Below are 9,875 nucleotides of genomic sequence, written 5' to 3'. Positions count from 1 at the left end.
GAGGCTCGGGGTCATAAGTCAAATCTGCTCTGTGGCAAAAAGCGCCACGACGCATCTTCACCTTATGCCCATCGCCTCTAGGCAGGCGCCCTTCGCTTTTGTTACCGTCTAGACTCCGGATGGCAACTGCTCGGGTCATAAGTCAGCTCCGCTGCACGGCAAAGGCCGCCGTTTCGCGAATCCGCCTTATGCCTGAGGCAGGCAGGAAGCCGGTCATGCAGTCGTTGCCGCAGGACGCGGCGCACTTAGACTGCGAACCTCTGTTAACCGCCATCCTCCGCTTTTGTTAATACCCCGAACGATCGATCCAGTCTTTCAGTTTGTCTTTTAATGAATTGAAGCCTTCCGCATCGTGCTCTTTCACTTTATCTTGCAGCGATTTGCGGGGTCGGACTGGTTTATTATGGTTGTTTGGCGCTTCTTGAAGTGCCCGAATGGACAGGCTGATCTTTCCTGCACCATGATCGACTTCCAACACTTTCACTTTCACTTCATCGCCTACAGCTAGATAGTCATTGATATCCCTGACAAACCCATACGTGATTTCCGAAATATGAACGAGACCTTGCGTCTCTTCATCAAGTGCGACAAATGCTCCATATGGCTGGATGCCCGTCACTTTGCCAGTCAACTCTTCCCCCACTTCATATTTTTTTCCCATGTGAAACAGCTCCCAATCTTTTTGGTATCGAATCTGCCTATACGGCCATCCGCAATTATACCATAGAAAGCTCTTCCCAATCAAAATATCCAGCAGTTAAATTGTAAAGATTCACTCATTTCTTTTTCTTGCTTCTTTGATTTCATTTACTGTTTTCATGACAAGTGAAGCAGGATAGTTCCCTCCGATTATTGCAAGTCGCTCCCATTTAGCAGCGTCAATCAATATTGCACCGCCAACTGCTCGATTGCTTCTATGTGTAATTTTATCCATTCATTGAATGCTTCCTGATCTCCAGTCAGAATTTTGCTCTGTAAACTGTCCATCCATTCCCCTCCACTACACATTACACTTCACTTCTTCAGTTCTCCCATGATTCTCTTGAACTCTCCTTCTATAAAAAAATACTGAAATCTATCAAGATATGCAGAAATTGTCCAGCCTGAATCTTCCATTTCTATTACAACTTGCCTCATCATCTGACCGGCAGGTGAATTCTTCCCATTGAAAGCAATCCGTGTCCATGCCTCTTTGTATTCCTCTTTGATAGTTCCAGTGGAATCGCGGATTTCATGGTAGCCGCCCATTCCCGTGACTGAATAGATCATCGAGATATACGCATTAAAAGTGAGGGAATAAAGCTCTTCGTAGCCTGCAGCTTGAGATAACCCTTTTTCGAGCTGAAGCAGAAGATCCGTTTGCTCGCCGATTGAACGGTTTTGGATATCGAACAAATCACCCATTAGTATTGCCAGATAAATGCTTGTATCCGGATGCAAGTTTTCATGAAGGACCTTGGAAAGATCCGGAGTGCCAGTATTCGGATATACGTATGCATACTCTGATAGCATGCTCATATCATTCATTAAAATAAAGCCTTGCGCTTCCATGCCGTCAATCGCTCGCTGAAACGCTTCGGGATAATCCGACTTCTTCGCATAAAAGGTTTCTAAATCATAGCCTCCCTCATCATTCCGTCCACTCTCCCGAATGAGACTTTCATTTTGTGCAAGTATATGCATATAAGATTTCATTAACGTACTCATTTTCGTGGCATACTCATTCACGAAATCCATACTCTTCCCTTGATTATTTACTAAAGTCTTTTCGGATAAATTCGCCACCATTTCTGAAGGTATCATAAGCTCGTGAATCAGTGAGTCCAATTCTGATTTCGCGTTTTTCTTATCAATCCTGCCGTCTCTCTCCAATTGATCCTTCAAGCCAGCAATGAACCAGTCAAATTTCCTTCTTGTATCTTCCCCGTATGTTTCAGCATAAATGTCTCTCCTAAGAAATTCAGGAGCAGGAAGACCGGCCAGTTGCAGGTTACGCTCTAGTTCTTCTTGAAATGAATCCTTTGCCTTTTCCATGAATTTCTCAGCAGCTTTCACTTGATAAGCGTCGCTGTTTGTATAGGTGATAATTGATAATAATACTAGTAGGATGCCCGCCCCCATTCCCCAAAACAAATACGGTTTCTTCTTTTTATCTGTTTCGTTTTCCTGTTCAACTGGAGGGGATTCTTCCACTTTTGAACGAAATATATTCATTTCATTATAGGATGTTGAAATTCTTTCATAAGACCTATTCAAAAAATCCAGTTTCTTATCCAAGTTGGGCTCATCCATTAGTGAATAGGCTTTAGTCAAAGATTGTTCAACGTGCTGCTCGGTCTCTCCTGTTATCTCCGCAATTTGCATAGATGTTTTGTTGTGGAAACGATCCAGAATGAAAGGAACTCGGTATTCTTTTGGCATACCAACCAATCGGCGGTGCAGCTCATCATCCTCTTCGAATGAGAATAAACCGCCCGACGTTTCGGCGTTTTGCCTACCGTCCACCCCCCCTATGGCAGTTACAAAAAGAGTGCATTCTTTCAAATCAGCCTCTGTAACATCCCCAAGACGCTCATATATATTTCTAAATACCGTCTCCGCCACTGTTCCAGCCAATTCCAACGAAGCTCCATACTGTACAGCAAATCGCTCAATCGACTGAATATGCACATCCATCCATTCCTTGAAAGCCTCCTGGTCCCCGTGAAGAATTCTTCTCTTTAAAACTTCCAACCCGATCCCCACTTCCCGTTGCAAGACTATACCTCCTTCAACTATACCAAATAGACAGAAAAAAGACCGCCATATTTCGGCAGTCTTTCCTCTTTTACACTTTTGTTATTGCTCAAGCGGATTGAATTTTACACGCCACCCGTCTTTCCCCCAATACATATGAAATTTCCTTTCGGGAGGGAGGTCCGGATAGAGTTCTGCGTCGACTGTAAGTGTCGCGATGCCTGGCCAGTTTCCGTCTTCGTCCCGCTCCAGTCCTTGGAATGACGCTTTCTTATACATTTTATCGTCGTATGGCAGGAAATACGACTCGGGATTTGCCAAAAACGTTTCTTTATCAACAACGTCAGTTCCCTCGCCTTGATAGAACAGCTCATACTGCGTTTCATAGAAGCCTTCACTGCCTGCATAGAAATACATGCCGAGGACATCCAAAGGCTGACTCCATCTCAAATAGCTATCAACATTGTCAGTGCCAATTAGTCCTTCATAGTAAAAAGCACTCATACTCATGATTTCATCTTGGAAATCCATTTCGGGGCTCATATGATATAACGGGAGGTCAGACATACTCTTTATTCCAACTTCCCAAACACCTTGTTCAGTAAAAACCATCGGAATCTGCCAGTCCACGCCAGTAAACCTTACATCACTATGGAAATTTTGACCATCGCGGAATACCGCTTGCCCGTCAAATCGCACTTCCGTGGCATTCCAAAAGTACGAAATGCCTTTGCGCCATTTTTCCACATAATATTCAGATGTATACTCTGTTCCGGATTCGTCATACTTCAAAATGTTTTCATTGATCAAATGATACATCGTTATAGGGTCCTCACGTTCATTCGCATAGTCAAAAACCTTTAGCACATGAACAGGTGAAACACCCTTTAAAACAGATTTGTCGTACGTTTTCTTGAAGTCGGTGTACAATGCTTGAACTTCCTTCTCGAATGAATCATCTGGCAATTGAATGGCAACATCTTGGAAATCCGGTCTTTCCCCATACATGTACTCTTCCAGCTTTCCTTCCCGGTGGAGGACGAGTGCTTCCTCCAAGTCATAGTAATTCAGGGAGTCCCAACTTGCCGATTCCTTCCAGTCCGAGGCCTCCATTTCTTTGATGATTGGCTCCAAAATGTAACGCATCGGAGTAGCCTGCCCCCCGCCCGCCATATTTCTCCATGCCTCTTGGTATTCAGGAAGCAATACACCATCCGCATCAAAGAGCTTTGTGTACTCGCTGCCTTTCATGATTTCATTGAACAATGTACTATAATATGATTGTAAGATTGGATATAAAGTAGAATCCTGTTCCACATTCATGAGGGTATACTCCATATCCTGTATCATTGAGCTCGATTCAAGCAGCGGGTGCTCAAGGACGCCTCCAAACATATATGGCGAATCGATCAGCATCCGACTGTACCCATACGTATTGGGATGAAGATTTGAACTAAGCTCTTGATGCAACTGGGATTCGTAGTACCGCGCGCCGATGTCCTCTGTATATTTTTCTGATTCCAGACGGATGGATTGCTCCTTCATCGTGTTGATAATGTTTTGCAGCTGTTCCGGAAAGCTTTTGCTTGTAAGCATCATTATTTCAGCCTTATCGGAAGATGAAGACACTTCAAATGCCCGAATTGCTTCGCTGTTTTCATCGACGATCTGATCATAAATGGCGATAAGGCTTGTCACTTTTTTACGGTATGTCGCTAAAAATTCGATACTTCCCACTTCATCTTCTTTTAATGGATTGTTCTTCAGATCTTGTATCATTTCTGATGGTAACTTTAATCCTTCGATTGCTTGATCATATTGTTGTAACACGATTTCTTTTGCATTAGCATTTTGTTTAGTAGTCGTAACGAAGCTTTCCATATCAAGCAATGACATTGAACTCGATCCCGCGTACAGCTTGAAATGCTTTTCATCCAATTTCAGCATCTCCCGCCGCTTTTCCTTTTCCTCTTCATACTTTGCTTTCAATTTCTCGATGTATTCATCAAGCTCCGCCGAATCAACGATTTCCTCTTCGGAATTTTTTTGATCCGCAATATATCCCGCTCCGATAAGTCCGATGAGGAAAACACTTGCAATGCTTATCGCCCATACAGTGATACGCTGTCTCATACCATTTTTGGTTACTTTTTTCTGTTCAGGTGGTTGCCGTTTTCCTTCTGCGTCGATTTTCCTGAACACTTCATCCGGATCAAATGAGGAAGGTACACGTTCATACGACTTCTTCAAAAACTCCATCCGTTTCTCAAAATTGTCATTGGCCATGTATTACCCCTCCCTTCATGTCCATCTCTTTTTTCAAACTGTCCTTTGCTCTGAAAATCCGTGTTTTCACTGTTGCCATCGTTATATTCATGACATCCGCAATCTGTTGGTACGTTAAATTTTGAAAGTAGAACAAAATAAGAGGTATCCTATATTTTTCATCCAATCGCACGATGGCTTCATGTAATTCACGATCTTCTTCAAAAAGAAGGACTTGGTGTTCTGCAGATTGTTGGGCAGATTCGTTGCCGGATTTTTTCATCCGCTCCTCCTTCGCTGTTTCCCTTCCCTCTTTCCGATAGTAATCGCGTGCTGAATTTAACGTGATTTTATATAACCAAGTCGTGAATCGCTGTTGGTTGAATTGCGGCAGAAACCTATACAGCTTAATGAACACTTCTTGTGTCACATCGGGAATATCGTCAAGGCGCACGCCGCATTGGTACGCGAACTTCTCCACCGTTCTATAGTGCATGTTCATCAGTTGCGCAAATGCTTCCCGTTCCCCATTTTGCGCACGTACGATCAAATCAGCCTCTTCCATAATGCCCCCTCACTCTCTATCTCTTCTGATGATGATACGAAAGGTATAATATAATTGTTTCATCTAAAAAACCGCATCTACTTTTTTGTAGATGCGGCCATTGTTAGACTATACATTTTGCTTCATATTTTATCGCCAATAATTTATAAGCTATTTGCATGCATTTCTCTATCGGAATCCAAAGCTTATAAGAATGTTCATAAATCTCACGGATTCGTTTTGCAAGATCAGTTGGGTGATCAAGAACTTGGAGCTCCGCCACAACATCGGCAATTTCAAGTTCATACGCCTTTCTGCCAGCATTAAAAGGATCCCATTCTTCAAGCAGCAAAATTGCTTTTTTATTCATTTCAATTGTTTGCACGATTGAGTCACCTTATTTTTTTCTTTTCTTTCATTTATGATAGCATAGTAATGAAAAAGAAAAAAGGAAATGAGGGAGATTGGCATGAAAGAGTTTGGACAAGTGATTGATCGCAAGAATACCCGCTCTGTGAAGTGGGGCAATATGGAAGCTGTTTACGGGGTGGAAGACGCTTCGGAAGTTTTGCCAATGTGGATTGCAGATATGGATTTCAAGGCGCCGCAGCCGATCATAGACGCAATGCAAGAACGATTGGACCACGGTGTTTTTGGATATTCGTACATATGCACGAAATGTAAAGACGCGGTACGGACATGGCTTTCAAAAAGGCACGGCTGGGAGACTGAAAATGATTGGATGCTTTTCCACCATGGAGTTGTTCCCGCTATTGCCACTGTTGTGGAGACGTTCACGAATGCGGGCGAAAATATTTTAATTACAACACCGGTGTATCCGCCATTTTTCAATGTGCCGGGGCATCAGAAACGGAATATTGTCGAGTGTAAACTGAAAGAAGATAATGGGAATTACTCGATCGACTTCGAGGAATTTGAGAAGTCTTTACAGCAAGATGTTAAATTGTTCATATTATGCCATCCGCACAATCCAGGAGGTGTTGTTTGGACCGAAGAGGAATTGCGCAATATCGTCCGACTTTGTAAGAAATATGATGTGCTGATCCTTTCTGATGAAATCCATGCTGATCTTGTCCTTCCTGGATTCAAGCATATTCCTCTTGCGAAACTTGCCGAAGAGGAAGGCGGAAGCGTTATCACTTGCATCGCTCCAACAAAGACGTTCAATTTAGCGGGTGTTCAAGCTGCTGTTATGATTACAAAAGAAGATGATCTCCGGGATGCACTCCAACAAAGCGCGATGGCACATGGCCAAATGGAATTGAATGCTTTTGCCGCATCCGCCCTCGTTTCTGCATTCACGGACTGTGAAGAATGGCTGGGGAATTTGTTGGAAGTTATTTCATCCAATATGGACTATGTCATCAGCACGCTCACTGAGGAAGTTCCTGGAATTCAGATTCAAAAGCCGCAAGCAACATATCTACTATGGATCGATTACCGCGGAACAGGGCTATCTGAGGATGAGATGATGGACAGACTGTTGAATAAAGGGAAGCTTGCGCTGGAGCCAGGTACTAAGTATGGTGAAACAGGCCGAGGCTTCCTCCGCATGAACGTCGCCACTCCACGTGTGATTGTTGAGGATGGCGTGAAGAGATTCATTAAGGCAATGGAATAATTACGATGTAAGGACGGATCCAAATTGGAGACCGTCCTTTTTTAAGTTGTGAGGGCGATTCTTCTGGCACGATAAGCACCATTTTGAGCGCGGCATCTGCTGATTTGGACGCGAGACTGCTTGATTTGGACGCGAGACTGCTCGATTTGGACGCGGAACACGCTGATTTGGACGCACGACTCCTCGCTTTGGGCGCAGAACATGCTGATTTGGACGCGCGACTGCTCGCTTTGGACGCGACCCATAAAAAAGGCATGATCCATTACATCAGATCATGCCTTTTGCATTAAAAATCTTGTTTTTCTCTTGCTTCGCGGCGTTCGCGCAAGATTCGTTCTTCCAGTTCGCGTGTTTCCTCCTCTTGCTTTTTCGAATTCCGCCTGATCCACATGAACGTGATGACAAGAAGAATCATGAAAAAGAAAAAGGAGATCGCTGCTGGAATATATTCGGATTTATCTTCTGGAAAGTAAAGGAACGGCATTAGCAGAACGTTCATTTACGTACACTTCCTTACTGTCTTATTTCTGGATGATTTCAATCGATTCAATTGAAATTTCTTCAACCGGTTTGTCTGAGCGATCCGTCTTAGCAGATGCAATTTTATCTACGATGTCCATTCCTTCAATCACTTGGCCGAAAACAGTATGCTTTTGATCAAGATGTGGCGTACCACCATTCTCTTCATATGCTTTCGCGATTTCTTCAGGCCAGCCGCCTTGTGTCAATTGAGCTGCTTTTGCAGGAGGATTGGATGCTTGTACGATGAAGAATTGGCTGCCGTTCGTGTTCGGACCAGCATTTGCCATCGACAATGCCCCTCTTAAGTTGAAAAGATCCATCGTGAATTCATCCTCGAATGAATCACCGTAAATGCTTTCCCCGCCCATTCCTGTACCTGTCGGGTCTCCGCCTTGGATCATGAAATCTTTAATGACACGGTGGAAGATAATACCGTCATAATAGCCGTTTTCTGCATGTGCCAAAAAGTTTTCCACCGTTTTTGGCGCTTTTTCTTTGAATAGTTTAATTTTAATCGGACCCATTGTCGTGTTCATGACGACAAGAGCATCGTTTGCTGCAACTTCATTCGATAATTGTGGATACATAGTCGTGGCCTCCTCATTGGTCGCTTCATCTTTTTCACCGCAAGCTGCAAGCAGCAATACTAATAAGATGGAAAGCAATGACATTCTTTTCATAATCATTCACCCTGAAACAGTTTACCATACCCCTATCTTTTTTTCGATTGATAAGCATGTAATTTCCTTCGGGTTCCGAATTGTTCTATAATAGATGAATCATAGAAACGTTTACTTGCATCAAGCAAAGGGAATCTCTACATTGATATACATTTTCCAATTAACTCATCGACGGCATTTATAGAAATCGGCGGGTCACATGAAAGCGGGTCACTTACATGAATGTACAAAAACGTAATTTCATTATCATATGGTTCGCAAACTTTCTAGTCGCCGGGACGATGACGATGATCATGCCATTCCTGTCTTTATATATCGAAACATTCGGGGATCATTCGGATGCATACGTTCAGAAATGGTCGGGATTGATTTTCGGGGCGACATTCATCACGGCATTGATCATGTCACCGATTTGGGGACGGATTGCAGATAAATACGGATTTAAACCAATATTGCTCATTAACGGCTTCGGCATTGCGACCTCCGTTTTTCTGATGGGGTTCGTTCATTCGGTTGAGGCATTCTTCATCCTCCGTCTTTTCAACGGAGTCGTTACTGGTTTCATCCCGACATCGCTCGCATTCGTTTCGTCCCAGACAGCGAGGGAAGAAGCCGGTAAAAAACTTGGGACGTTGCAGATGGGGAGTGTTACCGGGACGTTATTCGGACCAGTATTGGGCGGATTGATGGCCGATGCATTCGGATTTAAATATACGTTCATCATCACTTCGTTCTCTGTCGTCGTCGCTGCCCTGATCGTATTGTTCGGGATTAACGAACAGAGGAAAGTAAAAACGAAGAAGACAGTTCAGTACTCGCGAAAAACGATATTGAGTGGTTTGCTTCATCATCGTCTTATGTTAAATGTCATGGTTGTAACATCATTGATCCAAATCGGGAACTTCAGTATCCAGCCTCTCCTTTCCCTATACGTGGCGGGATTGACGGATTCGAAAGATGTTGCATTCATGGCAGGTCTCACCTTCAGTGCTGCTGGTGTTGGAAACCTATTGTTTGCGAGGAAGTGGGGTAAATTAGGGGACGAAATCGGGTATGAAAAAGTGCTCGGTATATTGCTCCTTCTTTCCTTCATTTTCATCGTCCCGCAAGCATTTGTCTCTTCCATTTGGCAATTGATGATCTGGCGGCTCTTATTCGGTATTGCAATTGGAGGTATGATTCCGATCACTACTGCTCTCGTCAGAAGGGAAGCACCCATTGATATCCAAGGGGAAGTGATGGGATACAATTCAAGTTTCCGGTTTCTCGGTAATATTATCGGTCCCATGTTCGGCGGAATCATAAGTGGTTTCATCGGCATTTCATCCGTATTCATCTTGACAGGCATCCTTTTCCTATTAGGATTCGGCTTCCTTTATTATGCTAGGCGAAAGCCCGTTCAAGATTTCGAAGACTTCCTGGCCGAAGAGAATAGACAAACGAATATCTAAATTTAGCACATTTCCAAATCGGAAATGTGCTATTA

11 protein-coding genes are annotated in these 9,875 nt (G+C 43.5%); 3 read left to right on the top strand and 8 right to left on the bottom strand.

Annotated elements, in window-relative coordinates:
* Nucleotides 1-286: 286 nt before the first annotated feature.
* The 6 genes from yugI to AWV70_RS21770 form a co-directional block, all read right to left on the bottom strand.
* A complete protein-coding gene (gene yugI, locus AWV70_RS21790) occupies nucleotides 287-661 on the bottom strand; it encodes a S1 domain-containing post-transcriptional regulator GSP13 (protein WP_060210576.1) in 375 nt (124 codons plus the stop codon).
* Between the two features lie 111 nt (nucleotides 662-772).
* Entirely contained in the window at nucleotides 773-934 is a 162-nt protein-coding gene (locus tag AWV70_RS24000; protein WP_160327709.1) for a hypothetical protein, read from the bottom strand.
* Nucleotides 935-1,014: 80 nt separating this feature from the next.
* Nucleotides 1,015-2,757, bottom strand: a complete 1,743-nt coding sequence (locus tag AWV70_RS21785; protein ID WP_060210575.1) for an RNA polymerase sigma factor — start codon at nucleotides 2,755-2,757, stop codon at nucleotides 1,015-1,017.
* A gap of 81 nt (nucleotides 2,758-2,838) precedes the next feature.
* Complete coding sequence (locus AWV70_RS21780) at nucleotides 2,839-5,022, bottom strand: hypothetical protein (RefSeq protein ID WP_060210574.1); 2,184 nt, start codon at nucleotides 5,020-5,022, stop codon at nucleotides 2,839-2,841.
* A complete protein-coding gene (locus tag AWV70_RS21775) occupies nucleotides 5,012-5,566 on the bottom strand; it encodes an RNA polymerase sigma factor (RefSeq protein ID WP_060210573.1) in 555 nt (184 codons plus the stop codon). Before AWV70_RS21775 ends, AWV70_RS21780 begins: the two co-directional genes overlap by 11 nt.
* A 103-nt stretch (nucleotides 5,567-5,669) precedes the next feature.
* Nucleotides 5,670-5,930: a DUF1871 family protein gene (locus AWV70_RS21770; RefSeq protein WP_201024441.1), complete on the bottom strand. Its 261-nt coding sequence runs from the start codon at nucleotides 5,928-5,930 to the stop codon at nucleotides 5,670-5,672.
* An 84-nt stretch (nucleotides 5,931-6,014) separates the two neighbouring features.
* Between AWV70_RS21770 and AWV70_RS21765 the strand changes: the two genes are divergently transcribed.
* Together AWV70_RS21765 and AWV70_RS21760 are read left to right on the top strand one after the other, a co-directional pair.
* Nucleotides 6,015-7,187: a MalY/PatB family protein gene (locus AWV70_RS21765; protein WP_060210572.1), complete on the top strand. Its 1,173-nt coding sequence runs from the start codon at nucleotides 6,015-6,017 to the stop codon at nucleotides 7,185-7,187.
* 83 nt (nucleotides 7,188-7,270) lie between these two features.
* A complete protein-coding gene (locus AWV70_RS21760) occupies nucleotides 7,271-7,477 on the top strand; it encodes a hypothetical protein (protein WP_060210571.1) in 207 nt (68 codons plus the stop codon).
* On the opposite strand, the gene AWV70_RS21755 is transcribed toward AWV70_RS21760, so the two are convergent.
* Complete coding sequence (locus tag AWV70_RS21755) at nucleotides 7,474-7,686, bottom strand: hypothetical protein (RefSeq protein WP_060210570.1); 213 nt, start codon at nucleotides 7,684-7,686, stop codon at nucleotides 7,474-7,476. The genes AWV70_RS21760 and AWV70_RS21755 overlap by 4 nt on opposite strands.
* A 22-nt stretch (nucleotides 7,687-7,708) precedes the next feature.
* Nucleotides 7,709-8,296, bottom strand: a complete 588-nt coding sequence (locus tag AWV70_RS21750; protein WP_060210589.1) for a peptidylprolyl isomerase — start codon at nucleotides 8,294-8,296, stop codon at nucleotides 7,709-7,711.
* A 311-nt stretch (nucleotides 8,297-8,607) separates the two neighbouring features.
* Here AWV70_RS21750 and AWV70_RS21745 point away from each other — a divergent pair, with 311 nt between their 5' ends.
* Nucleotides 8,608-9,840, top strand: coding sequence for an MFS transporter (locus AWV70_RS21745; RefSeq protein ID WP_060210569.1), 1,233 nt, complete (start codon nucleotides 8,608-8,610; stop codon nucleotides 9,838-9,840).
* The last annotated feature ends 35 nt before the right edge of the window (nucleotides 9,841-9,875 follow it).

The organism is Sporosarcina koreensis, assembly GCF_001531445.1.
GTDB lineage: Bacteria > Bacillota > Bacilli > Bacillales_A > Planococcaceae > Sporosarcina > Sporosarcina koreensis_C.
The sequence above is the reverse complement of the archived record's forward strand: the minus strand, read 5'-3'. Positions and strand labels throughout refer to the sequence as shown.

Coding starts and splice junctions, on each gene's coding strand:
- yugI (WP_060210576.1), bottom strand. CDS start 661: ATGGGAAAAAAATATGAAGTGGGGGAAGAGTTGACTGGCAAAGTGACG.
- AWV70_RS24000 (WP_160327709.1), bottom strand. CDS start 934: ATGGATAAAATTACACATAGAAGCAATCGAGCAGTTGGCGGTGCAATA.
- AWV70_RS21780 (WP_060210574.1), bottom strand. CDS start 5,022: ATGGCCAATGACAATTTTGAGAAACGGATGGAGTTTTTGAAGAAGTCG.
- AWV70_RS21775 (WP_060210573.1), bottom strand. CDS start 5,566: ATGGAAGAGGCTGATTTGATCGTACGTGCGCAAAATGGGGAACGGGAA.
- AWV70_RS21765 (WP_060210572.1), top strand. CDS start 6,015: ATGAAAGAGTTTGGACAAGTGATTGATCGCAAGAATACCCGCTCTGTG.
- AWV70_RS21755 (WP_060210570.1), bottom strand. CDS start 7,686: ATGAACGTTCTGCTAATGCCGTTCCTTTACTTTCCAGAAGATAAATCC.
- AWV70_RS21750 (WP_060210589.1), bottom strand. CDS start 8,296: ATGTATCCACAATTATCGAATGAAGTTGCAGCAAACGATGCTCTTGTC.
- AWV70_RS21745 (WP_060210569.1), top strand. CDS start 8,608: ATGAATGTACAAAAACGTAATTTCATTATCATATGGTTCGCAAACTTT.